General features: G+C 71.8%; 20 protein-coding genes. 11 read left to right on the forward strand and 9 right to left on the reverse strand.

The window, feature by feature from the left end:
• Together ACNNMR_RS15670 and ACNNMR_RS15675 are read right to left on the reverse strand one after the other, a co-directional pair.
• A complete protein-coding gene (locus ACNNMR_RS15670; protein WP_419995224.1) occupies positions 1–3,765 on the reverse strand; it encodes an ABC transporter ATP-binding protein in 3,765 nt (1,254 codons plus the stop codon).
• A 134-nt stretch (positions 3,766–3,899) separates the two neighbouring features.
• Complete coding sequence (locus ACNNMR_RS15675; protein WP_419995225.1) at positions 3,900–4,508, reverse strand: ATP-binding protein; 609 nt, start codon at positions 4,506–4,508, stop codon at positions 3,900–3,902.
• Between the two features lie 153 nt (positions 4,509–4,661).
• Here ACNNMR_RS15675 and ACNNMR_RS15680 point away from each other — a divergent pair, with 153 nt between their 5' ends.
• Positions 4,662–4,913, forward strand: a complete 252-nt coding sequence (locus ACNNMR_RS15680) for a DUF397 domain-containing protein (protein ID WP_419995226.1) — start codon at positions 4,662–4,664, stop codon at positions 4,911–4,913.
• A gap of 145 nt (positions 4,914–5,058) precedes the next feature.
• Positions 5,059–5,964, forward strand: a complete 906-nt coding sequence (locus ACNNMR_RS15685; RefSeq protein WP_419995227.1) for a helix-turn-helix domain-containing protein — start codon at positions 5,059–5,061, stop codon at positions 5,962–5,964.
• On the opposite strand, the gene speB is transcribed toward ACNNMR_RS15685, so the two are convergent.
• On the reverse strand, positions 5,961–6,956 hold the full coding sequence (gene speB / locus ACNNMR_RS15690; protein WP_419995228.1) for an agmatinase: 996 nt from the start codon (positions 6,954–6,956) through the stop codon (positions 5,961–5,963). The two genes, ACNNMR_RS15685 and speB, sit on opposite strands and share 4 nt — an antisense overlap.
• Before the next feature lie 51 nt (positions 6,957–7,007).
• Complete coding sequence (locus tag ACNNMR_RS15695; protein WP_419995229.1) at positions 7,008–7,817, reverse strand: squalene/phytoene synthase family protein; 810 nt, start codon at positions 7,815–7,817, stop codon at positions 7,008–7,010.
• 97 nt (positions 7,818–7,914) lie between these two features.
• Between ACNNMR_RS15695 and ACNNMR_RS15700 the strand changes: the two genes are divergently transcribed.
• The 4 genes from ACNNMR_RS15700 to ACNNMR_RS15715 all read left to right on the forward strand — a co-directional run bounded on the left by ACNNMR_RS15700 (position 7,915) and on the right by ACNNMR_RS15715 (position 11,718).
• Positions 7,915–9,336, forward strand: a complete 1,422-nt coding sequence (locus tag ACNNMR_RS15700) for an oxygenase MpaB family protein (RefSeq protein WP_419995230.1) — start codon at positions 7,915–7,917, stop codon at positions 9,334–9,336.
• A gap of 4 nt (positions 9,337–9,340) precedes the next feature.
• Positions 9,341–10,294: an ABC1 kinase family protein gene (locus tag ACNNMR_RS15705; protein WP_419995231.1), complete on the forward strand. Its 954-nt coding sequence runs from the start codon at positions 9,341–9,343 to the stop codon at positions 10,292–10,294.
• A 69-nt stretch (positions 10,295–10,363) separates the two neighbouring features.
• Positions 10,364–10,912 (forward strand): hypothetical protein, encoded by a 549-nt coding sequence (locus ACNNMR_RS15710; protein WP_419995232.1) that lies wholly within the window; start codon positions 10,364–10,366, stop codon positions 10,910–10,912.
• Complete coding sequence (locus ACNNMR_RS15715; RefSeq protein ID WP_419995233.1) at positions 10,903–11,718, forward strand: phosphatase; 816 nt, start codon at positions 10,903–10,905, stop codon at positions 11,716–11,718. The genes ACNNMR_RS15710 and ACNNMR_RS15715 overlap by 10 nt, the downstream gene beginning before the upstream one ends.
• Here the strand turns inward: ACNNMR_RS15715 and ACNNMR_RS15720 are convergent.
• Positions 11,715–13,268 (reverse strand): MFS transporter, encoded by a 1,554-nt coding sequence (locus tag ACNNMR_RS15720; protein ID WP_419995234.1) that lies wholly within the window; start codon positions 13,266–13,268, stop codon positions 11,715–11,717. The genes ACNNMR_RS15715 and ACNNMR_RS15720 overlap by 4 nt on opposite strands.
• Positions 13,265–13,894: an NADPH-dependent FMN reductase gene (locus tag ACNNMR_RS15725; RefSeq protein ID WP_419995235.1), complete on the reverse strand. Its 630-nt coding sequence runs from the start codon at positions 13,892–13,894 to the stop codon at positions 13,265–13,267. The genes ACNNMR_RS15720 and ACNNMR_RS15725 overlap by 4 nt, the downstream gene beginning before the upstream one ends.
• A 103-nt stretch (positions 13,895–13,997) precedes the next feature.
• On the opposite strand from ACNNMR_RS15725, the gene ACNNMR_RS15730 reads away from it, so the two are divergent.
• Complete coding sequence (locus ACNNMR_RS15730) at positions 13,998–14,621, forward strand: TetR/AcrR family transcriptional regulator (RefSeq protein WP_419995236.1); 624 nt, start codon at positions 13,998–14,000, stop codon at positions 14,619–14,621.
• 11 nt (positions 14,622–14,632) lie between these two features.
• Here ACNNMR_RS15730 and tesB read toward each other — a convergent pair whose 3' ends face one another.
• Together tesB and ACNNMR_RS15740 are read right to left on the reverse strand one after the other, a co-directional pair.
• Positions 14,633–15,517, reverse strand: coding sequence for an acyl-CoA thioesterase II (gene tesB / locus ACNNMR_RS15735; RefSeq protein ID WP_419995237.1), 885 nt, complete (start codon positions 15,515–15,517; stop codon positions 14,633–14,635).
• A 10-nt stretch (positions 15,518–15,527) separates the two neighbouring features.
• Positions 15,528–16,685 carry an acyl-CoA dehydrogenase family protein gene (locus tag ACNNMR_RS15740; protein ID WP_419995238.1) on the reverse strand — a complete coding sequence of 386 codons (1,158 nt, stop codon included), beginning with the start codon at positions 16,683–16,685 and terminating at the stop codon, positions 15,528–15,530.
• 142 nt (positions 16,686–16,827) lie between these two features.
• On the opposite strand from ACNNMR_RS15740, the gene ACNNMR_RS15745 reads away from it, so the two are divergent.
• Entirely contained in the window at positions 16,828–17,685 is an 858-nt protein-coding gene (locus ACNNMR_RS15745) for a hypothetical protein (protein ID WP_419995239.1), read from the forward strand.
• A gap of 36 nt (positions 17,686–17,721) precedes the next feature.
• On the opposite strand, the gene ACNNMR_RS15750 is transcribed toward ACNNMR_RS15745, so the two are convergent.
• Positions 17,722–18,333 carry a TetR/AcrR family transcriptional regulator gene (locus ACNNMR_RS15750; RefSeq protein WP_419995240.1) on the reverse strand — a complete coding sequence of 204 codons (612 nt, stop codon included), beginning with the start codon at positions 18,331–18,333 and terminating at the stop codon, positions 17,722–17,724.
• An 81-nt stretch (positions 18,334–18,414) separates the two neighbouring features.
• Here ACNNMR_RS15750 and ACNNMR_RS15755 point away from each other — a divergent pair, with 81 nt between their 5' ends.
• Genes ACNNMR_RS15755 through ACNNMR_RS15765 form a run of 3 tightly spaced genes read left to right on the forward strand, consistent with a single transcriptional unit; the run spans position 18,415 to position 22,942 of the window.
• A complete protein-coding gene (locus ACNNMR_RS15755; protein WP_419995241.1) occupies positions 18,415–20,031 on the forward strand; it encodes a carboxyl transferase domain-containing protein in 1,617 nt (538 codons plus the stop codon).
• A 5-nt stretch (positions 20,032–20,036) separates the two neighbouring features.
• Positions 20,037–21,986, forward strand: a complete 1,950-nt coding sequence (locus tag ACNNMR_RS15760) for an acetyl/propionyl/methylcrotonyl-CoA carboxylase subunit alpha (protein ID WP_419995242.1) — start codon at positions 20,037–20,039, stop codon at positions 21,984–21,986.
• A complete protein-coding gene (locus ACNNMR_RS15765; RefSeq protein ID WP_419995243.1) occupies positions 21,983–22,942 on the forward strand; it encodes a hydroxymethylglutaryl-CoA lyase in 960 nt (319 codons plus the stop codon). Before ACNNMR_RS15760 ends, ACNNMR_RS15765 begins: the two co-directional genes overlap by 4 nt.
• Positions 22,943–22,945: the final 3 nt, after the last annotated feature.

Below are 22,945 nucleotides of genomic sequence, written 5' to 3' on the forward strand. Positions count from 1 at the left end.
TTACGCCGCCGCCGGCTCCGTCTCGCCCATGAAGGTGCGCCACAGCTCGGCGTAGCGGCCGTTGTGGGCGAGGAGTTCGTCGTGGCTGCCGTCCTCCGCCACGCGGCCGTGGTCGAGGACCACGACGCGGTCGGCGCGGGCGGCCGTGGTGAGGCGGTGGGCGACCACGAGGGTGGTGCGGCGGCCGGCCAGGCGGTCGGTGGCCTGGTTGACCAGGGCCTCCGTGGCCAGGTCGAGGGCTGCTGTGGCCTCGTCCAGGAGGAGGATGTCGGGGTCCGTCAGCTCGGCGCGGGCGAGCGCGATGAGCTGGCGCTGGCCCGCGGAGAGGTTGCGGCCGCGCTCGGCGACCTCGTGGAGGTAGCCGTCCGACAGTGAGGCGACCATGTCGTGCGCGCCCACCGCCCGCGCGGCGGCCTCGACTTCGGCGTCGGTCGCGTCCGGCCGGCCGTACGCGATGGCATCCCGCACCGTCCCCGCGAAGAGGTACGACTCCTGCGGTACGACGCCGAGCCGGTGCCGGTAGCCCGTCAGATCCAGCTCGCGCAGATCCGTGCCGTCGGCGCGGACCGCGCCCGCGGTCGGGTCGTAGAACCGGGCGGCGAGCTTGACCAGCGTGGACTTGCCCGCGCCGGTCTCACCGACGAAGGCGACCGTCTGGCCGGCCGGGATGTGCAGGTCGACGCCGACGAGCGCGTCGGTGCCGTCGCCGTACGCGAAGTCCACGCCGTCGAAGGTCACCTCGCCGCGGAGGCGGTCGCCGACCGGCTTGGGGTCGGCGGGGGCCGGCGTCGAGGTCTCCTCCCGCAGCAGCTCCTGGATCCGCTTCAACGACACCGCCGCCTGCTGGTAGCCGTCGAAGACCTGGGAGAGCTGCTGGACCGGGGCGAAGAAGAGGTCGATGTAGAGGAGATACGCGACCAGGGCGCCCGCGGTCAGGGTGCCGTCGCCGACCCGGCCCGCGCCGACGATCAGCACGCCGGTGGCGGCGATGGTGGCGAGCAGCTGCACGAACGGGAAGTAGATGGAGATCAGCCACTGCCCGCGGGTACGCGCCTGGCGGTAGCCGTCGCTGCGCTCCGCGAACCGCTCCGCGCCGCCGGTCTCCCGCCGGAACGCCTGCACGATGCGCAGCCCGGCGACCGACTCCTGCAGGTCGCCGTTGACGACGCTGACGCGCTCGCGGGCGAGCTCGTAGGCCTTCACGCTCTGCTTGCGGAAGAAGTACGTGCCGATGATCAGCGGCGGGAGGGTCGCGAAGACGACCAGGGCGAGCTGGACGTCGATGACGAGGAGCGCGACCAGGATGCCGAAGAAGGTGAGGAGGGAGACGACGGCGGTGACCAGGCCGGTCTGGAGGAAGGACGAGAGCGCGTCCACGTCCGTCGTCATCCGGGTCATGATCTTGCCGGTGAGGTTGTGCTCGTAATAGTCCAGGCCGAGGCGCTGGAGCTGCGCGAAGATCTTGACGCGGAGGGCGTAGAGGACGCGCTCGCCGGTGCGGCCGGTGAGGCGGGCGGCGGCGACCTGGGCGCCCCACTGGGCGGTGACGATGACGAGGGCGAGGCCGGCTGCCGCCCAGACCGCGCCGAGGGCGAGTTGCTGCACGCCTTCGTCGATGCCGTGGCGGATGAGGATGGGGAGGGCCAGGCCGGCGACGGCGTCGAGGGCGACGAAGAGGAGGGCGATGGCCAGGGGCGCGCCGAAGCCGTTCAGGAGGCGGCGGAGGCCGTAGGACTTCTCGGGGCGGGCGGCCTGGTCCTCGTCGATGCCGGGCTTTTCGGTGGCTGGTGGCAGGGCCGCGACCTTGGCGAGGAGGTCCTCGCTGGCGGGGGCGGAGGCGAGCATCCCGGCAAAGCCTTCCGCCGCGGGGGCGCCTTCGGCGCCGGGCTTCGTCTTCGTGCGGTCCGGGCGGATCCAGAGCTCGGGCGTGGGCTCCGGGAGGGAATTCGCCCCGGACCCCCGAACCGCGCTGCGCGCGGTGACCTCAAGCGCCGGCCGGGCTGAAAGGCCGGCCGGGTCGGCCTCCACGTTTGCCAGCTCGTCCGGGTGCGTCAGCAGCCGTCGGTACAGCTCGCACCGACCCTCGAGCTCCTCATGCGTGCCGACATCGACCAACCGCCCCGCTTCGACCACCGCAATCCGGTCCGCCAACGCCAGCGTCGACTGCCGATGCGCGATCAGCAGCGTCGTACGCCCCGCCATCACCCCCCGCAGCGCCTCATGGATCTCATGCTCGACCCGTGCATCCACCGCCGACGTCGCATCGTCCAGCAGCAGCACCCGCGGATCCGTCAATATCGCCCGCGCCAGCGCGATCCGCTGCCGCTGCCCACCCGACAGCGTCAGCCCCTGCTCACCGACCACGGTCTCGTAGCCCTCGGCCATCTCCCCGATGAAGCCATCGGCCTGCGCGGCCCGCGCCGCCGCCCGGATCTCCTCGTCCGAGGCGTCCGGCCGCCCGTACGCGATGTTGTCGCGGATCGACTCCGAGAACAAAAACGAATTCTCGGGCACCAGCCCGATCGCACCACGCAGCGACTCCAGCGTCAGCGACCGCACATCATGGCCGCCGACCCGCACCGCACCCGCGCTCACGTCGTAATACCGCGGGATCAGCAGCGACAGCGTCGACTTCCCGCTGCCCGAAGCCCCGACCACCGCCACCGTCTCGCCGGGCTCGATCGTCAGCGAGAAGTCCCGCAGCACCGGGTGCTCGGCGTCGTACCCGAAGGTCACGTCCTCGAACTCGACCACCGGCTCCGCATCCGCGGGCAGCGCCTGAGCGTCGGGACGCTGCTCGACCTCGGGCTCGGTGTCGATCAGCTCGTAGACCCGCTCGACGCCGGCCCGCGCCTGCTGGCCGACGGTCAGCATCATGGCGAGCATCCGTACGGGCCCGACGAGCTGCGCCAGATAGGTGGAGAAGGCGACGAAGGTGCCCAGCGTGACCTGCCCGCGGGTGGCCATCCAGCCGCCGAGCGCCAGCATCCCGACCTGGCCGAGCGAGGGGACGGCCTGGAGGGCGGGGGTGTAGCGGGCGTTCAGCTTGACCGTGCGCAGCCGGGCCGCGAAGAGCTCCCGGCTGATCTTGCGGAGCTTTCCGGTCTCCTGCTCCTCCTGCCCGAAGCCCTTCACCACGCGCACGCCGCCCACGGCCCCGTCCACGACCGAGGCGACGGCGGCGGCCTGCTGCTGGGCGTACCAGGTGGCGGGGAAGAGGCGGACGCGGCTGCGCGAGGCTATCCACCACAGCAGCGGGGCGACGGCTAGCGCCACGACTGTGAGCAGCGGGGAGAGCACGAACATCACGACGAGCGAGACCGCGAAGAGCAGCACGTTCCCGATCATCATCGGGATCATGAAGAGCAGGCCCTGGATCAGCTGCAGGTCGGTGGTGCCGCGCCCCACGACCTGTCCGGTCGACAGCTCGTCCTGGCGGCGGCCGTCGAGGCGGGTGATGGCGTCGTACATCTCCGTACGGAGGTCGTGCTGGACGTCGAGGGCGAGCCGGCCGCCGTAATAGCGGCGGACATAGGTGAGGGCGTAGACCGCGATGCCCGCGATGATCATCAGCGTGGCCCAGGGGGCCAGCGGGCGGCTGCCGTCGACGATCACGTCGTCGATGATCAGCTTCGGGATGAGCGGGACCAGCGCCATGATCCCCATGCCGGCGAGGGAGGCCCCGAGGGAAAGGAGGACGTTGCGCCGGTAGCGCAGGCACTGCCGCAGCAGCCGCCGCCCCCACCCGTCGTGTGTCGCACTCACCCGTCAGCCTCCGATCGTCGCCTTACGCCACGATCGACAACCACAACCGGCCGGGTTTTGTTTCAGGAGTGCGTACGCAATATGAAGCAGGCCCGTGGGCCTAGGACGTCCTGCCTACCAGGACGGATCGCAGGTCATGCTGCCTCCGCTTGTGAGAGCCGGGCCGGGGTGGATCCGGTGAGGATCTCCACCAGCACCAGCAGCCGGTCCAGTGGATCTTCGTGCGCGCCCGCCCGCTCGCCGCGGGTCCGTACGGGTCCCGATGCCGCAGCCACCTCGGCACCGGGACCCACGGGCGAGAAGCGTGCCCAGACCGCCTTGCCGTACGGGCCGGGAGCGGACCAGCCCCAGGCGTCGCTCAGGCAGCTGACCACGTGCAGGCCGCGCCCCGACTCGGCGAATGGACCGCTCTCGCGCACCTGCGGCACACCGCCGCCGGGGTCGAAGACGGCGATGACAACGTCGTCACCCTGGCGCAGCAGGCTCAGGACGACGGGGTGGGGCGGGGGCTCGACAGGGGCGAGGCTCAGCCCGTGCCGGAGCGCGTTCGTCACCATCTCGGAGACGGCGACTTCGATCCCGTCCGCCAGATCCGCTCGGTCCCAGCAGTCCAGCGTGGAGCGGGTGAACTCGCGGGCCGCACCGATGGACCGGGGCTCGGCCTCCAGCGTGCAGGCGGCGAACTCCGCTGCAGCGGTCCAGTCCTGGACCGCTCCCGCCGCCAGTTGCGCTAATGCCGTCATGCCGAACTCCCCAGGAAAGTCTGGTTGTTGAGCGAACAGGCTTGCGTAGACATCTTGAAGCATGTGCACTTACCGCTGCAAGTACAGATGCAAGCACGGATGCAAATACCGAATGCAAGCACACCCGTGCGCTGCGTGAGAAAGAGGCGACATATGCACCAGGAGCGGTACGACAACGGCATTCCGGCGCCCCAGTTGGGCAACGTTCCCTGGCGCAAGGCCCGTGCGTCGAACCCCTCGGGAGACTGCGTCGAAGTGGCCGGGCTCCCAGGCGGCGACGTCGCCGTGCGCAACTCCCGACATCCCTCCGGCCCCGCGCTGGTCTACACCCAGTCGGAGCTTGCAGCCTTCATACAAGGCGCGAAGGACGGCGACTTCGACGATCTCCTCGACCTCGCACACTGAACCACCCGCGCCTCGTGCGGCGACTCGAGCGCTGAGCTGCACACCTGTACACGACCGGCTACTTGGTGCGAGACTGCACGCGCTGGAACGTCATCGACAGACACATTCGACAAGCACAAGGGACATGGGGAGCAGGCCAGTTGTGATGTCGGCCAGGGCGGATGGAGAGTCCTCGGTGGGTGCGCTGGGCGCGACGCGGACGCGTGGCGGACCCACCGTGCTGCGCATCGTGCTGGGCACGCACCTGCGGCGGCTGCGCGAGGCGAGCGGAATCACCCGCGAGGCGGCGGGCGACGCGATCCGTGCCTCGCACGCCAAGATCAGCAGGCTCGAGCTCGGCCGGGTGGGCTACAAGGAGCGGGACGTTTCCGACCTGCTCACGCTCTACGGCGTCACCGACGAGCAGCAGCGCGCCGAGTTCCTGGAGCTGGCGCGCCGGGCGTCCAACCCCGGCTGGTGGCACAAGTACAGCGATGTGCTGCCCAGCTGGCTGGAGACGCTCCTCGGCCTCGAAGAGGCCGCCAAGGTGATCCGTACCTACCAGGTGCAGTTCGTCCCCGGCCTGCTGCAGACCGCCGAGTACGCCCGCGCGGTCACCCTGCTCGGCCACCCGCGCGCCAGCGAGCGTGAGCTCGAGCGCCGGGTGGACCTGCGGATCCGCCGCCAGCAGATGCTGGACGGGGCGGACGGGCCGCGGCTGTGGGCCGTGGTGGACGAGGGCGCGCTGCGGCGGCCGCTGGGCGGCCCCGAGGTGATGCGCGAGCAGATCCAGCATCTGCTCACGATGGCCCAGCGGCCCAACATCACCCTGCAGGTCGCCCCGTTCAACATCGGCGGCCTCGCCGCGGCGGGCGGCCCGCTGACCATGCTCCGCTTCGAGGAGCCGGACCTCCCGGACATCGTCTATCTGGAGCAGCTGACCAGCGCGCTCTACCTGGACAAGCGGGACGACGTGGAGCACTACATGGTGGTCATGGACCGCCTGTCCGCCGAGGCGGACACCCACGAGGAGACGGTCCGCTTCCTGGAGCAGCTGCTCGAGGAGCTCTAGGTCCAGCTCTGCCCCTCGCGAGAAGCCGCGATCTGCCGCGCCATCAGCGTCGTCAGCTCGTACGCCGTGTGCGAAGCCGCCACCGTCGTCATCTCCGCATGGTCGTACGCGGGCGCCACCTCGACCACATCCGCCGAGACCAGATGGCAGCCGGCCAGCCCGCGCAGGATCTCCAGCAGCTCGCGGGACGTCAGACCGCCCGCCTCCGGCGTCCCCGTGCCGGGCGCATGTGCCGGGTCCAGGCAGTCGATGTCGATCGACACATACAGCGGCCGGTCCCCGATCCGCTGCCGCAGCTGGTCCGCGACCTCGTCCACGCCGCGGCGCATGACATCGGCCGAGGTCACGATGCCGAAGCCCATCTTCTCGTCGTCCGTCAGGTCCTGCTTGCCGTACAGCGGCCCGCGGATGCCGACGTGCGACAGCGCCGAGGTGTCGAGAATCCCCTCCTCGACCGCCCGCCGGAAGGGCGTGCCGTGGGTGTACTCCGCGCCGAAGTACGTGTCCCAGGTATCCAGGTGCGCGTCGAAGTGCAGCAGCGCGACCGGGCCGTGCTTCTTGGCTACGGACCTGAGCAGCGGCAGCGCGATGGTGTGGTCGCCGCCGAGCGTCATCAGCCGCGACCCGGCGCCGAGCAGCTCGTCCGCGGCGGCCTCGACGGTCTCCACGGCCTCGTTGATGTTGAACGGGTTCACCGCGATATCGCCCGCGTCCGCCACCTGCGCCAGCGCGAAGGGCGACGCGTCCTGGGCCGGGTTGTACGGGCGCAGCAGCCGGGAGGCCTCGCGGATGGCGTTGCCGCCGAAGCGGGCGCCGGGCCGGTAGGAGACGCCGGAGTCGAAGGGGACGCCGACGACGGCGACGTCCGCGGCCGGCACCTCGTCGGCGCGCGGCAGCCGGGCGAAGGTGGCCGGGCCCGCGTAGCGCGGTATGCGGGAGGAGTCGACGGGTCCGACGGGGCCGCGAGTGGCGGCGTCATTGCTGCTGCTCATGCGTTCGAGGGTACGACGTCCCGGGGGTCAGTCCCGCTCTGAGCCCCGCCCTCAGTCCCGCCCGGCGTAGCGGGCGGCGATCGCGGTGATCGCGGCCCGGTCGACCTGGGTGCCCTGCTCCATGGCGGCCAGGGTGGTGGTGCAGATGTCGAGGGTGATCCCGCAGAAGTCCCGGACCTGATGGCCGGCCGGGACGGCCTCGACGTACGCCCACGCGCCGGGCAGCTGCCGCCGCACGTAGCCGCACATGTCCCGCGTGCTCCACCCGGCGGGGAAGAAGTCCACGCCGCGCGCGAGGTCGTCGGCGCGGTTCCAGGTGATGTTCGCGGCCTGCACGGCACGGCCGAAAGCCACCGCCTCGGGCTGCGGAGTGACGATTCCCGCATGCCTGTTCCAGAGGTCGGACAGGGTTAATCCAATGGCGCTGGCCACCGCGAACGTATAGCGATCAAGGTCTTTCTCGTCGTGAATACGGAAATCCGCGGCGACCCAGTCAGCCATTCTGTCCGCGAGCGCGGCCAGTGAATCCCAGAGGCGGGGCGCAATTTCGTTCGGGGGAAATGTCACCGCCCAGTCGTGGAAGCGGTGGGTGACCGGCGCCAGGTCCGTCGCGTACGGGCGGAAGAGGCGCTCGGTGTCGGCCCCGCTGAAGCTCCCCTGCTGCAGCAGGCGGCTGATGCCGCGCAGCAGAGCTGCCTTGTCACCTGCGGCGATACGGGGATGGTCCTCGATCTCGTCGAGGGCGCGGTTGGCGAGGTAGTAGGCCGCGACCGTGTCCCGGAGCGGCCCGTCGAGCCGCATGATGGGAAGGAAGAAGGTCCGGCTGTTCTGCCTGAGGATTTCGACCATTTCTGCGGACACAGGACATTGCCTGCCCAGGCCTCGCGGCCGTCAATCGCCGTACGCCGCCCTAACGCTTTCCATGGAATATGTTTACGGGCCCGCTCCCCCAGGGAGCATGGAATGCGTGACCACTCCACCGCTGCCAGACCCTGAATCCCACTGCTGGAAATTATTCGGCCAAGTGCGCATGCTGCTCGTCGCCGGCCGGGCCCTCGTCCTGGAGGCCGCGCTGCCCGCCGGCGGCGCGGCACTCGCGCAGCACTCGACGTACCGGACCCGCCCGCTGCGCCGCCTCGAGATCACCCTGGAGAGCCTGCAGCGCGTGACGTACGGCGATGCGGACACCCGCGAGCGCGAGTTCGCCCGCGTCCGCCGCGCGCACCGGCACATCAACGGCACGGACGAGCAGGGCCGCCGCTACGACGGGCTCGACGACGACAGCCGCACCTGGATCGTCCTGACCCTCTTCGACGCGATGGTGACGATGGAGCGGCTCGGCGGCCGGCCGCTCACGCCGGAGGCGGAGGCGGAGCTGTACGCGGAGTGGCGGCCGGTCATGGTGGGCTTCGGCATGGCCGAGCAGGCGGTCCCGGCGGACCTCGCGGCCTGCCACGCCCGCTTCGAGCAGGTGGTGGAGCACGTACTGGAGGACAACGCCGAAGTCCGCCACCTCATGGGCGCCCTCTACGCCGACATGCCGCGCCCACCCGCCCTCGCCCGCTGCCCGGCCCTGCTGTGGCGCGTGCTGCGCAAGGTCGCGGGCGCGGCGATGGGCGCCGTCCTGCGCGCCGACCTGCCGGGGCCGTACCGCACGCGCCTGGGGCTCACCGCAAGCCGCCGGGACCGCGCCCTGTCCTGGCTGCTGCACCGCGGCGCCCGGCTGCTCATGTCCGTACTCCCGCGGCGGCGCCGCTATCTCCCGCTCGCCGCCGCCGCGCTGGCCGGCGGCCCGCTGGAGCCGCGCGCCGCCCGCCGCCGGCTCCCCGCCCCGCGCCGCGCGCGCTCGCGCGACCCGCGCCCGGTGCGCGCCGGCCGGTTCTTCGACGATGTCCTCGACCAGACCGGCGACGGCTTCATCGGCCGGGAGGACCTGCGGGCGATGGTACGGACGGTGTGCTGGCAGCTGGAGCTGACCGCGGAGCGGGAGCAGCGCGTCTACGAGGCCTTCGACGCCTGGTGGGAGGGGCTGCTGGCGCTGGACGGCGACGGGGACGGCCGGATCTCCAGGGCCGAGTTCGTGGCGGGCGCCGTGGCGTCGGCCGATGCGGATCCGGGGCGGCTCAGGGACGGTCTGGTACGGGCCATGGGCGCGGTCTTCGACGCCGCGGACAGCGACGGCAGCGGGCGGATGGACATGGCCGAGTACCGGCAGGTGTTCGGGCCGAAGCTGCATCCGGCCGATCTCAACCAGGGCTTCACGGAGATCGACGCGGACGGCGACGGGCAGCTCACCAAGCCGGAGTTCACCGACGCCCTGGTGCAGTTCTTCACCGCGCGCAGCGAAGCCACCGCGGGCACCCGGCTGTTCGGCCGGTGAGCCGGTGAGCCGCAACCGCCGGGTGGCCCGGCTCACGGCCCTGCTCGTCGCCGACGTGCTCTCCTCGCGGGAGCGCATCGACGTCGACGCCGCCCGGCTCGCGGGGCGGGCGCGGCGGGCGCGCCGCATCCGGGAGGAGATCGAGGGGCTCGGGCCTTTCTGGGTGAAGGTCGGCCAGGTGCTGGCTACTCGGCCGGATGTCGTGTCCGACACCGTGCTGCGGGAGCTGGGGCACCTGCACGACGCGGTGCACGTCGACCCGTTCCGGCTCTTCGAGCCGGTGCTGAAGGAGGAGCTGGGGCCGCGCTGGCGCGGCGAGTTCAAGGACATCGACACCGATGCGCCGATGGGGTCGGCGTCGCTGGCGCAGGTGTACCGGGTGGTGCTGCCCGACGGGCGGACGGCCGTGCTGAAGGTGCAGCGGCCCGGCACCCGGCAGCGGGTGTACGCGGATATGGCGGCCCTGCGCCGGGCCGCCCGTATCGCGGGGAAGGCGGTGCCCAGGATCGACTCGGTGCTGGACGTGGAGGCGACGCTGCAGAGCGTCTTCGACTGTATGGAGCCGGAGCTGGACTTCACCGCCGAGGCCGCGCACATGCGGCAGGGGCGGCGGATGGCCCGCGGCTTCAAGCGCATCCACGTACCCGATGTGCATCTGGCGACGCCGCGGGTGCTGCTGCAGAGCCTGGCTCCGGGCGAGTCGCTGCGGCAGGCCGACCTGTCGGACATGCCGGAGAAAGAGCGCCGGAAGCTCGGCCGCGACCTGCTGGCCTTCATGTACCGGGGCTACTTCGTGGAGCGCATGTTCCACGCCGACCCGCACCCGGGCAACGTCTTCGTCGACGCGGAGCACGGCGCCACCCTCATCGACTGGGGCATGGTCGGCCGCGTCGACCGCAACCTCGGCTCGCTGGGCGTTATGGCGCTGACCAGCCTGGCCCAGAACGACGCGCGCTGACTGGTCTCGGCCTGGACGGAGCTGGGCCGGGCGACGCCCTGGGCCGATCTGGCGGGCTTCCAGGAGGACATGACGCGGCTGGTGCCGCTGGTGAGCTCCGCCACGCTGGAGGAGCTGAACTTCGGCGTCACCCTCACCACCGTGCTGCGCTCGGCCGCCCAGCGCGGGATCCGTACGAGCCCGATGATCGGCATGCTCGGGAAGTCGGTCGCGAACATCGAGGGTTCGGTGCGATGCGTGGCTCCCGAGCTCTCGGCGCTGGAGGTCTTCGAGGACGCGCTCGGCGACGTCATGATGGAGCTCGTCCGCGACCTGGCGTCCAAGGAGCAGGTGGCGCGGCGCACGCTTGAGCTGATGATCGCCGGGAACTCGACGGTGGACCAGCTCCGCACGGTGCTCCGCGACCTCGCGAACCGGGAGCTGACGGTGCGGGTCGGCATGCTGCCGGGACAGGGCATGAGCAAGGACGGCAACGGGATCCTCGCGCGGCGGGTCGCGCCGGTGCTGGCGGCGGGGCTGGCGGTGTGGGGCGTACGGCGGATGGCGGCGGCCGGGTCGGCGTCGAGGTTGGCCGCGGGATCGGCGTCAGTATCGGCAAGAATGGCGGCATGCCGATAAACGCCGCTCCCGCCCCCAGCCGCACCGAGCTCATCGACCACCTGGTCCGCACCCGCATCGCGGGCGACGTGGCCACAACCCGCCAGCACAACCGCAACAACTACCTGGAGCTGTCCCGCGGCAACCGCCGCTACCTGCTGGGCCTGGAGGACCTGCCCGAGCGCTGGTCCGAAGCCCAGGTCCTGGCGCTCATGGCCGAACGGGTCGGCGTGAACCCCGACCCCGCACACGAGACCGGCGCCGACACCATCGACCCCGAGCTCACGGTCGACGGCCTGCACCGCATGGCCACGTCGCTGCGCAAGGCCGCCGCGGCGCAGCAGCGGGTGCTGGTGGCGACGGGGCACCCCGGCGGGCTGCTCGACGTGCACCGGTCGATCGCCGCGGCGCTGGCGGCGGCCGGGTGCGAGATCGTGCAGATCCCGGTCGGGCTGCAGGTCGGGCCGGGCAGCGATGAGTCGTTCGGGTACGTGCAGCAGTTCTGCGACGTGGCGGTGCTGGAGCGCGGCGCCTCGCTGTGGCACACCCACGCCCCAGAGCCGATGACGGCGATCCTCGACGGCCTGGAGGCGGCGGGCTCCCCGCTGCCGGACCTGGTCGTCGCCGACCACGGCTGGGCCGGCTGCGCGGGCCGCCGCGGCCTCGACACGGTGTCCTTCGCGGACAGCAACGACCCGGCGCTGTTCTGCGGCGAGGCGGAGGGCACGGTGTCGGTGACGGTCCCGCTGGACGACCACGTGGTCGACCCGCGCTTCTACGCGCCGATGACGGCATACCTGCTGCAGGCAGCGGGGCTGGCGGACTAGCGGACGGCCTCACCGGGGGCAGGCGTCCCGCTGGGCGGGACGGGTGGGCCCGGACGTTTCCGGCGGCCGCCGATGCGGCTCGCACCGGCCGCCACTCGCGGCGGCCCGGCGGGAGACAGCAGCATCCACGCTGCCACTGCGCCCAGGGCCGCCAGGCCCGCCACGCCCCAGAGTGCGGTCTGCCAGGCGCCCGTGAGCTGGCCGGCCAGCTCGTCCTGTCGCGCGCCCTGGCCCGGGAGGGCCCCCGCCGCCACCTCGCCCGCGAGCGATCCCGACCCGAGCCGACCGCTCAGCAGGCCGACCAGGACCGCCCCGAACACCGCCATCGCCAGGGCGTTCACGCCCCCGCGGACCGTGTTCAGCAGCCCCGACGCCATCCCCACCCGCTCCTCCGGCACATGGCTCATCGCCTGCGCGTCGATGATGCCCGCGGCCAGCCCCGCTCCCGCGCCGATCGTCGCCAGCGGGCCGAGCAGTCCGTACGGACCGAGGTCGGGGTCGAGCACCGTCAGCCACGCGTTCCCCGCGGCGATCGCCGCGAGGGCGATCGTGATCAGGAGCCGCGGCGGTGCACCCTTGTTGATCATCCGCCCTGCGAGCGGCGGCACGAGCAGCATCGGCGCCGACGGCATCAGCATCACCAGCCCCGCGCCCCCGGCCGTAAGGCCGCTCGCGCCCTGGAGATAGCTCGGCAGGTACGCGATCACGCCCGCCATCCCCAGCGCCATCACGACAGCCGCGAGGATCCAGCCCATGAAGCGGCGGTTGCCGAGCAGGCTCAGATCAAGCACCGGGCGCACCGCCCGCCGCTCCACCAGCGGGAACACCGCGAGCAGCGCCACCCCCGCGGCCAGCGGGCCGACCACGCCGGGGCTCGCCCACCCGGCATCCGCACCCCGCGTCACGGCATACAACACCGCGCCGAGACCGCCGATGAACAGCGCCGCACCGGCCCAGTCCACCTTCGGCCGCTCCCCCGCCCGCGACTCCGGCATCGCGAACGTACCGGCGAGCAGCAGCGCCGCGACCACCGCGAAGACGGCGAAGGTGGCGCGCCACCCGACCCCGCCGACCAGCCAGCCCGCGAACGTCGGCCCGGCGGCCAGCCCGACCCCGGCGGTCGTGCCGACGGCGGCGAACGCCCGCGTGCGGGCCGGGCCTTCGAAGGTCGCGGCGAGGATGGCGCCGCCGCCCGCCATCACCCCGGCGGCCCCGATGCCGGTCACCGACCGGGCCACGTCGAGGAAGAGGACGCCGGGCGCCGCCGCGCTGGCGAGGGTGCCCGCGCCGTAGAGCAGCGCCCCGGCCCGGTAGACCCGGCGGCGGCCGAGGAGGTCGCCGAGCGAGCCGGCCACGAGCATGAAGGACGAGGCCATCAGGAAGTAGCCGGTGACCACCCATTGCAGCGAGCCGCCGGACGCGTCCAGGTCCCGGCCGATGCCGGGGACGGCGACCGTGGTCCCGGACATCGACATGGGGAGGGTGAGAAAGCCCAGCAGGACGACGGTGAGCGTCGCGGCGGAGCTGCGCCTGCGCCGCCCGGCCGTCATGACACGGACCCCGCGGTCTCCCGGGCGCGCTCGCGCAGCGGGCGCAGCGCGCCGGACCAGGCGACGACCTCGGCCAGCATCTCGTTCAGCGTCGGCTCCTGGTGCTCGCCGGGCGCGCAGACCCCGGCCTCCAGCGGGTCGCTGATCACGAAGTCGGTGAACATCGACAGCGCCACCTGCGTACGCACATCGGCCACCTTCAGCTCGCCGAGCGTCAGCCGCAGGTGCTCCACGGCCCGCACGCCGCCGTTGATGCCGTAGCTGACGAAGCCCGCCGCCTTGTCGTTCCACTCGGCGAAGAGGTAGTCGATGGCGTTCTTCAGGGCGGCCGGCACCGAGTGGTTGTACTCGGGGGTGATGAAGACGAAGCCGTCGTAACCGGCAATGATCTCGGCCCACTTGCGGGTGTGCGGGTTCTGGTAGTCGCCGAAGATGCCGGGGATCGCCTCGTCCAGCAGCGGCAGCTCGTACGCGGCCAGATCCAGGGTCTCGAAGACGGCCTCGCCGGCCTCCGCGGACGGATGCCGCCGCGCCACGTCCGCGACCCAGTCGGCCACGAGCGTGCCGCGGCGGCCGGGGCGGGTGCTGCCGATGACGAGGGCGATGCGGAGGGGGTTACGGGACATGAGTAGCTCCTGGCAGTCGTGTCGAAGTGCCTTCCTCAGGTAAAGTACAACGAACATTGCACTTAATGCAACGAGCGTTGTACTTAGAAGCCAGGGAGCCGCCATGACCAGCACGGATACGCCGCGACGCGGCACGGAAAAACGCCAGGCGGTGCTGGAGGGCGCGCTCACGGTCTTCGCCCGCGACGGCTATACGCGCGCCGGCATCGACACCATCGCCAAGGAGGCGGGCGTCTCCACCCGCACGATCTACAACCACTTCACCGACAAGGCGACGCTCTTCGGGGACGTGATCCTCTACAGCGCGACCCGGGTCGCCGAAGCCCAGCTGGCGATCATCGACCGGCATCTGCGCAAGGTCACCGACCTCGAGCCGGACCTGATCGACTTCGGCCTGGACTGGCACCGCCCGGACCCGGCCCAGTCCCGCCACTTCCGGCTCGTCCAGCACATCAACGCGGACGCCGACCACATCCCCCGCGCCGCCATCGACGCCTGGCAGGAGGCCGGCCCGCTGCGCGTCCACCGCGCCCTCGCGGACCGGCTGGCCGAGCTGGCCGACCGCGGCCTGCTGCGCATTACGGACCCGGAGCGCGCGTCGCTGCACCTGGCGCTGCTCACGTCGCCGACGAGCCCGTCATTCCGGGTGCAGAAGGTGACGGACCAGCAGCTCACGGATGCGGTGCGCCAGGGCGTGCGGGCCTTTCTGCACGGCTACGCGAGCTGAGGCCCGCGGGGCTACGCGCCCCGCGGCACCCGCACCACACCCTCCTGGATCACGGACGCCACCAGCCGCCCGTCCCGGCTGAAGATCCGCCCCTTGCCGAGCCCGCGCCCACCCTGCGAGGTCGGCGACTCCTGGTCGTACAGCAGCCATTCGTCGGCCCGGAAGGGCCGGTGGAACCACATCGCATGGTCCAGGCTCGCGCCGACCACGTCGCCGATCGCCCAGCCGCCGCGGCCGTGCGCGAGCAGCACCGAGTCGAGCAGCGTCATGTCGGAGACGTACGTGGCGAGGCAGATGTGCAGCATCGAGTCGGCGTCGTCCGGCAGCTTGCCGTTCGTACGGAACCAGACTTGCAGTCGCGGCTCGCGCGGCTGCCCGGCGGTGACGAACGGCGGCGGCTCCGCGTACCGCAGGTCGACGGCGCCGCGCACCTCGAGGATCTTGTCGACGATGCCGGGGTCCGCGAAGAGATGCGCGTACCGCGGCAGCGACTCCTCGGCCGTCGGCAGCGTGTCCGGGTCGGGCGCGGCCGGCATCGGCTCCTGGTGCTCCATGCCCTCCTCGGCCGCCTGGAAGGAGGCGGAGAGGTGGAAGATCGGCTTGCCGTGCTGGACCGCGACCACCCGGCGGGTGGTGAAGGACCGGCCGTCGCGGATCCGGTCGACGGTGTAGACGATCGGCGCGCCCGGGTCGCCGGGGCGCAGGAAGTACGCGTGCAGGGAGTGTGCGGGGCGGCCGTCCGGCACGGTGCGTCCGGCGGCGACCAGCGCCTGCGCGGCGACCTGGCCGCCGAAGACGCGGGGGACGACGGCGGAACGGGACTGGCCCCGGTAAATATCCTGCTCGATCCGCTCCAGGTCGAGCAGATCGAGCAGGTCGTTCAGTGCTTCGCTCATGAAGGAAGGATCACAGGCCCATCGACTTCGCGATGATGGACTTCATGACCTCGCTGGTACCGCCGTAGATCCGGTTGACGCGGTTGTCGGCGTACAGGCGGGCGATCGGGTACTCGTTCATGTAGCCGTAGCCGCCGTGCAGCTGCAGGCAGCGGTCGATGACCCGGTGCGCGACCTCGGTGTTGAAGAGCTTGGCGGAGGCGGCCTCGGCGGCGGTGAGCTCGCCCTCGTCAAGGGCCTCCAGCGCGCGGTCGGCGACGGCCTGGGCCGCGTCCACCTCGGCCTGGCAGGCGGCGAGCTCGAACTTGGTGTTCTGGAAGGACGCGACAGTCTTGCCGAAGACGGTCCGGTCCGTGACGTACTCCTGCGCGAATCGCACCGCGGCGGCGGCCTGGGCGTACGCGCCGAAGGCGATGCCCCAGCGCTCGGACGGCAGGTTCTGGCCGAGGTAGTAGAAGCCCTTGTTCTCCTCGCCGAGCAGGTCCTCGACCGGGACCTTCACGTCCACGAAGGCCAGCTCGGCCGTGTCGGAGGTGCGCAGCCCGAGCTTGTCGAGCTTGCGGCCGATGGAGTAGCCCTCGGCCTTGGTGTCGACGGCGAAGAGCGAGATGCCGTAGCGCCGGTCGTCCTCTCGGGGCGCGGCGGTGCGGGCGCAGACGATCACGCGGTCGGCGTGCACGCCGCCGGTGATGAAGGTCTTGGAGCCGTTGAGGACGTAGTGCGTGCCATCCTCGGAGAGCTTGGCGGTGGTCTTCATGCCCGCGAGGTCGGAGCCGGTGCCCGGCTCGGTCATGGCGAGCGCCCACATCTCCTCGCCGGAGACGAACTTCGGCAGGAAGCGCTTCTTCTGCTCGTCGTCAGCGAGCATCTTGATGTACGGGAGGGCAAGGAGGACGTGCACGCCGGAGCCGCCGAACTGGACGCCGGCGCGGGCGGTCTCCTCGTACAGGACGGCCTCGAACTTGTGCGTGTCGAGCCCGGCACCCCCGAACTCCTCCGGCACATTGATGCCGAAGATCCCCAGCTCACCCAGCTTGTAGTAGAAGTCCCGCGGAGCCTGACCAGCGGCGAACCACTCTTCGTAAACCGGCACGACCTCGGCCTCGATAAAGGCCCGGATGGTCTCCCGGAACGCCTCGTGGTCCTCATTGAATACGGTCCGCTTCACGTCTACCTCCGGCCATGCTGACGACGCGCCCACCTAAGCGCTTGCTCAGCCGAAGCTACCCGTGGGTTATCCCGGCTGTCCAGGGGGAACCAGCGTGGCGCGCCCCACGTCCGACCGGCAGCGGGACGGGCGGGAGGGGCGGATGCGGACGAGAGCTTACGGGGCGGTGCTGGCGGCGGGGCTGCTGACGGTGGCGCTGGCCGGCTGCGGGGACGACGGCCCGCCGCTGGTAGCGAAGGGGAAGGCGCCAAAGGCGCCGTACGCCGGGCGGCTCGACGACAAGGGCCGGGAAGTCGACCCCAAGGGCGAGGAGCCGAACCCCGAGGAGATGCTGATCATGGCCGGCTCCGCGGGCAAGGCGCTGGAGTGCGACGGCAAGCTCTACTCAGGCGGCGAATCCGACCCTTGGAGCAAGCAGGACGGCGGCAGCTCCCCCGAGGAGGGCCTGGCGAACTACTTCGACCACGAGGGCGGCGACGAGCCGCCCTACGCCTTCCGCATCGAGGCCCGCCGCGACGGCCGGGTCCTCTTCTCGTACGACGTGCGAGGCCGCACCAAGCACGCGGTGGTGGTCGCCGAGGACCAGTCGCAGCGGCCGGGCTGGGGTCCGGAGACGGCGGCACAGTGCGATCCGGCGGAGTTCGCGCCGGCGGTGACGAAGAAGATGGGGCTGGAGATCTGGGTGGACCGGGAGGGCCACCGGGTGCCGACCACAAAGATCGAGAGTAACCCGGGCCCGGAGCACTGCGACTGGCAGAGCGCCCACTTCATCGCAATGAGCAACGACACCCACTACGCCCGCGACCCGAAGGGCGTCCTGGGCAAGGACGCCCTCAGCTCTCCGTACGACGGCGACGCCACCCTGCCGCCCGACGCACGCAACACGGGCTATCGCTACAAGCACTGGAAGCTCTGGCTCGCCGCCGACAAGCAGACGGCATACATCCGCACGCCGGACGGCGTGGAGGCCTGGCCGAAGATGGAGGGCGGCTGCGCGTGAGGCCGTTGCGGCCTCAGCGGGTCCGGTTCCTGCACATCAGCTCGACGTTGACCCACCGGTCGCGCAGGCGAATGCGCCTCTCGCCATTCGGTACAGCAGCGCTGCCGTCTCCGTCCGGCCCGGGAGCGAGGCTCGCGGGCTCAGGTGCGGCGTCGAGTTCAGGAGGCCGAAGACCGCGTGCACGGCCGTGCGGGCCTCCGGGTCGGCCAGGCGCGGGTGGACCTTGCGGACCGCGTCCACCCACAGCTCCACGTACTGCCGCTGCAGCTGCCGCACCAGCTTGCGGTCCTCGTCCCGCAGGCGGTCGAGCTCGCGGTCGTGGAGGGTGATCAGCGAGCGGTCGTCCAGGGCGAAGTCGATGTGACCCTCGATGAGGGAGTCGAGGAGGGCGTCGCCCTCGGCCGCCGCCGTGCGCTGCTTGCCCGCCGCCAGCAGCCGCTCGCTGATGCCGACCAGGAGCTCCGCGAGCATCGCGTCCTTGCCCGCGAAGTGGCGGTAGAGCCCGGGGCCGCTGATGCCGACGGCCGCGCCTATCTCGTCCACGCCGACGCCGTGGAAGCCGCGCTCGGCGAAGAGCCGGGCGGCCTCGCCGAGGATCTGCTCGCGGCGGCTGAGGCCGGAGCCGGCGGGTGCGGCGTTCGTGGTCATGAAGGCCATTGTAGACACGCGCGTTAGTGAGCGTTAACCTGAAGCCGGTTGGTTAACGGCGACTAACTTGAAGGGGCCGAAGTGGACGACGCACCGGTGCTGGCCGGGACCGCCGATCCGGCGAGCGAGGCGTGGCAGGCCAACGAGGCGGCGCACCACACCCTCGTCGACGAGCTGCGCACCAAGCTGAGCAAAGCACGCGAGGGCGGCGGCGAGAAGGCCCGAAAGCGCCACACCGACCGCGGCAAGCTGCTCCCGCGCGACCGGGTGGACGGGCTCCTCGACCCCGGCTCCCCGTTCCTGGAGCTGGCCCCCCTGGCGGCGAACGGGATGTACGACGACGCCGCCCCGGCCGCGGGCGTGATCGCCGGCATCGGCCGGGTCAGCGGCCGCGAATGCGTGATCGTCGCCAATGACGCGACGGTCAAGGGCGGCACGTACTACCCGATGACAGTGAAGAAGCACCTGCGCGCCCAGGAGGTGGCCCTGGAGAACCGGCTGCCGTGTCTCTATCTCGTCGACTCCGGCGGCGCCTTCCTCCCCATGCAGGACGAGGTCTTCCCCGACCGCGAGCACTTCGGCCGGATCTTCTACAACCAGGCCCGCATGTCCGGCGCCGGCATCCCCCAGATCGCCGCCGTCCTCGGCTCCTGCACGGCCGGCGGCGCGTACGTCCCCGCGATGTCCGACGAGGCCGTCATCGTCCGCAACCAGGGCACGATCTTCCTCGGCGGCCCGCCCCTGGTGAAGGCCGCCACGGGCGAGGTCGTCACCGCCGAGGAGCTGGGCGGCGGCGAGGTGCACTCCCGCACCTCCGGCGTCACCGACCACCTCGCCGAGGACGACGCGCACGCGCTGCGGATCGTACGGAACATCGTCGCCACGCTCCCGGAGCGCGGCCCGCTCCCCTGGTCCGTACGCCCGGCGACGCCGCCGAAGCACGACCCGGCCGGGCTGTACGGCGTGGTCCCGGTGGACTCCCGCACCCCGTACGACGTCCGCGAGGTCATCGCCCGGATCACGGACGGCTCCCGCTTCCAGGAGTTCAAGGCGGAGTACGGCCAGACCCTGGTCACCGGCTTCGCCCGGATCCACGGCCACCCGGTGGGCATCGTCGCCAACAACGGCATCCTCTTCTCGGAGTCGGCCCAGAAGGGCGCCCACTTCATCGAGCTCTGCGACCAGCGCGGCATCCCCCTCCTCTTCCTCCAGAACATCTCCGGCTTCATGGTCGGCCGCGACTACGAGGCGGGCGGCATCGCCAAGCACGGCGCCAAGATGGTGACGGCGGTGGCCTGCACCCGGGTCCCGAAGCTGACGGTCGTGATCGGCGGCTCGTACGGCGCGGGGAATTACTCGATGTGCGGCCGCGCGTACTCCCCCCGCTTCCTGTGGATGTGGCCGAACGCGAAGATCTCGGTCATGGGCGGCGAGCAGGCCGCCTCCGTACTGGCCACGGTCAAGCGCGACCAGCTGGAGGCCCGCGGCGAGGACTGGCCGACGGAGGCCGAGGAGGCCTTCAAGGCCCCGGTCCGCGAGCAGTACGAATCGCAGGGCAACGCCTACTACGCCACCGCCCGCCTCTGGGACGACGGCGTCATCGACCCGCTGGACACCCGCCAGGCCGTCGGCCTGGCCCTGACCGCCTGCGCCAACGCCCCCTTGGGCGACCCGGCCTTCGGCGTCTTCCGGATGTGATGAGGATGTTCGAGACAGTTCTGGTCGCCAACAGAGGCGAAATCGCCGTCCGCGTCATGCGCACCCTCCGCGACCTCGGCGTGCGCTCGGCGGCGGTCTTCACAGCCGCGGACGCCTCGGCCCGGCATGTGGCGGAGGCCGACACGGCGGTACGGATCGAGTCGTATCTGTCGGCCGATGAGTTGGTACGGGCGGCAGCGGAAGCCGGCGCGCAGGGGGTGCACCCCGGCTACGGCTTCCTCGCCGAGAACGCGGCCTTCGCCCAGGCCTGCGAGGACGCGGGGCTGACCTTCATCGGCCCGCCGGCCAAGGCGATCGAGCTCATGGGCGACAAGATCCGCGCCAAGGAGACGGTCAAGGCCGCCGGCGTCCCGGTGGTCCCCGGCTCCTCCGGCAGCGGCCTCACCGACGCCGAACTGGCCGCCGCGGCCCGCGAGATCGGCATGCCGGTGCTGCTGAAGCCCTCGGCTGGCGGCGGCGGCAAGGGCATGCGGCTCGTACGGGACGAGGCCGCGCTCGCGGAGGAGATCGCGGCGGCCCGGCGCGAGGCGCGATCGTCCTTCGGCGACGACACCCTCCTGGTCGAGCGCTGGGTCGACCGCCCCCGGCACATCGAGATCCAGGTGCTGGCGGACGCCCACGGCGGCGTGATCCACCTCGGCGAGCGCGAGTGCTCGCTGCAGCGGCGGCACCAGAAGATCGTGGAGGAGGCGCCGTCGGTGCTCCTCGACGGCGCCACGCGCGCGGCGATGGGCGCGGCGGCGGTGGAGGCGGCGCGCTCGTGCGGGTATGTGGGCGCGGGCACGGTGGAGTTCATCGTGCCGGGCGACGACCCCGCCTCGTACTACTTCATGGAGATGAATACGCGGCTCCAGGTCGAGCACCCGGTGACGGAGCTGGTGACGGGCCTCGACCTGGTGGAATGGCAGCTGCGGGTCGCCTCGGGCGAGCGGCTGCCGTTCGGGCAGGACGACATCGAGCTGACCGGCCATGCGATCGAGGCGCGGGTGTGCGCGGAGGTCGCGCGGGTGTCGGCGGACGGGCGAGTGGACTTCCTCCCGTCGGCGGGCACTATCCGCATGCTGCGGGAGCCGTCCGGCGAGGGCGTACGCGTCGACTCCGGGCTCTACGAGGGCTCGGAGGTCGGGACCTCGTACGACCCGATGCTCGCGAAGGTGATCGCCCACGGCCCGGACCGCGCGACGGCGCTGCGGCGGCTGCGGGCGGCGCTGGCGGAGACGGTGATCCTCGGGGTCGATACGAACGTCGGCTTCGTGCGGCGGCTGCTGGCGCAGGGCGATGTGGTGGCCGGGGACCTGGATACGGGGCTGGTGGACCGGGTCGCGGCGGGGCTGATTCCGGGGGAGGTCCCGGAGGAGGTGTACGTGGCGGCCGCGCGGGCGCGCGTTCCCCAGGCGCCCGCGGGCGAGGGCTGGGTCGACCCGTTCTCGGTGCCGGACGGCTGGCGGCTGGGCGGCGAACCGGCGTGGACGGTACGGCACTTCCGGGTCCCCGGGCACGAGCCCGTCGAGGTCCGCCTTCGCGGCCAGGAGGCGCAGGTCGACGGGGTCGCGGTGCGCTCCGACCGGCCCCTGCGGACCGTCGTCCCCGACCGCGACGGCGTCTGGATCGCCCGCGACGGCGACACCTGGCAGCTCCAGGACCACGACCCGGTGACAGCCTCCCTGCAGGGGGCCGTGGCCGAGGGCGCCGACGCCCTCACCGCGCCCATGCCCGGCACGGTCACCGTCGTCAAGGCCGCCGTGGGCGACCACGTCGAAGCCGGGCAGAGCCTCGTCGTCGTGGAGGCGATGAAGATGGAGCACGTTATCGCCGCGCCCCACGCCGGCACCGTCACCGAACTCGACGTGACCCCCGGCAGCACGGTCGCCATGGATCAGGTCCTGGCCGTCGTACAGCCCGATGAGCTCGACGAGAAGGAGCCCGGCGCATGACCGACCGCGCACTCCCCATGCAGTTCCCGGCGCCGGGCCTCCCGGCCCGGGTCCGTATCCACGAGGTCGGCCCCCGCGACGGCCTGCAGAACGAGAAGCAGGCCATCCCCACCCCCGTAAAGGCCGAGTTCATCCACCGCCTCGCGGCCGCCGGCCTCACCACCATCGAGGCCACCAGCTTCGTCCGCCCGGAGTGGATCCCGCAGCTCGCCGACGCCGAGGAGCTGTTCCCGCAGCTCGCCGACATCGACGCCCATCTCCCCGTCCTCGTCCCCAACTCCCGCGGCCTGGACCGCGCCCAGGCTCTCGGCGCCCGCGGTGTCGCGGTCTTCGCCAGCGCCACCGAGACCTTCGCCAAGCGCAACCTCAACCGCACGGTCGCCGAGTCCTTGGCCATGTTCGAGCCGGTCGTGGCCAAGGCGAAGGAGGAGCGGTTGCACGTCCGCGGCTATCTCTCCATGTGCTTCGGCGACCCCTGGGAGGGCCCGGTCCCGCTCCACGGGGTCGTCACCGTCGCCAAGGCCCTCGCCGACATGGGCTGCGACGAGCTCAGCCTCGGCGACACCATCGGGGTGGCGACCCCCGGCCACGTCCAGGAGCTCCTCTCCCAGCTCAACCAGGAAGGCGTCCCCACCGACCACCTCGCCGTGCACTTCCACGACACATACGGCCAGGCCCTCTCCAACACCCTCGCCGCCCTCCAGCACGGCGTCGCCGTCGTCGACGCCTCCGCGGGCGGCCTCGGCGGCTGCCCGTACGCGAAGAGCGCCACCGGCAATCTCGCCACCGAAGACCTCGTCTGGATGCTGCACGGCCTCGGCATCGAGACCGGCGTCGACCTCGACCAGCTCGTCGCCACCAGCACGTGGATGGCGGCCCACCTCGGCCGCCCGAGCCCGTCGCGCACCGTAACGGCACTCTCGGTGCAGCAAACACAGCCCCACAAGGAGTCCTGACCG

Source organism: Streptomyces boninensis, from assembly GCF_048572725.1.
In the GTDB taxonomy this organism is placed as follows: domain Bacteria; phylum Actinomycetota; class Actinomycetes; order Streptomycetales; family Streptomycetaceae; genus Streptomyces; species Streptomyces boninensis.

Coding starts and splice junctions, on each gene's coding strand:
- ACNNMR_RS15675 (WP_419995225.1), bottom strand. CDS start 4,508: ATGACGGCATTAGCGCAACTGGCGGCGGGAGCGGTCCAGGACTGGACC.
- ACNNMR_RS15680 (WP_419995226.1), top strand. CDS start 4,662: ATGCACCAGGAGCGGTACGACAACGGCATTCCGGCGCCCCAGTTGGGC.
- ACNNMR_RS15685 (WP_419995227.1), top strand. CDS start 5,059: ATGTCGGCCAGGGCGGATGGAGAGTCCTCGGTGGGTGCGCTGGGCGCG.
- speB (WP_419995228.1), bottom strand. CDS start 6,956: ATGAGCAGCAGCAATGACGCCGCCACTCGCGGCCCCGTCGGACCCGTC.
- ACNNMR_RS15700 (WP_419995230.1), top strand. CDS start 7,915: ATGGAATGCGTGACCACTCCACCGCTGCCAGACCCTGAATCCCACTGC.
- ACNNMR_RS15710 (WP_419995232.1), top strand. CDS start 10,364: ATGACGCGGCTGGTGCCGCTGGTGAGCTCCGCCACGCTGGAGGAGCTG.
- ACNNMR_RS15715 (WP_419995233.1), top strand. CDS start 10,903: ATGCCGATAAACGCCGCTCCCGCCCCCAGCCGCACCGAGCTCATCGAC.
- ACNNMR_RS15720 (WP_419995234.1), bottom strand. CDS start 13,268: ATGACGGCCGGGCGGCGCAGGCGCAGCTCCGCCGCGACGCTCACCGTC.
- ACNNMR_RS15725 (WP_419995235.1), bottom strand. CDS start 13,894: ATGTCCCGTAACCCCCTCCGCATCGCCCTCGTCATCGGCAGCACCCGC.
- ACNNMR_RS15730 (WP_419995236.1), top strand. CDS start 13,998: ATGACCAGCACGGATACGCCGCGACGCGGCACGGAAAAACGCCAGGCG.
- tesB (WP_419995237.1), bottom strand. CDS start 15,517: ATGAGCGAAGCACTGAACGACCTGCTCGATCTGCTCGACCTGGAGCGG.
- ACNNMR_RS15745 (WP_419995239.1), top strand. CDS start 16,828: ATGCGGACGAGAGCTTACGGGGCGGTGCTGGCGGCGGGGCTGCTGACG.
- ACNNMR_RS15750 (WP_419995240.1), bottom strand. CDS start 18,333: ATGACCACGAACGCCGCACCCGCCGGCTCCGGCCTCAGCCGCCGCGAG.
- ACNNMR_RS15760 (WP_419995242.1), top strand. CDS start 20,037: ATGTTCGAGACAGTTCTGGTCGCCAACAGAGGCGAAATCGCCGTCCGC.
- ACNNMR_RS15765 (WP_419995243.1), top strand. CDS start 21,983: ATGACCGACCGCGCACTCCCCATGCAGTTCCCGGCGCCGGGCCTCCCG.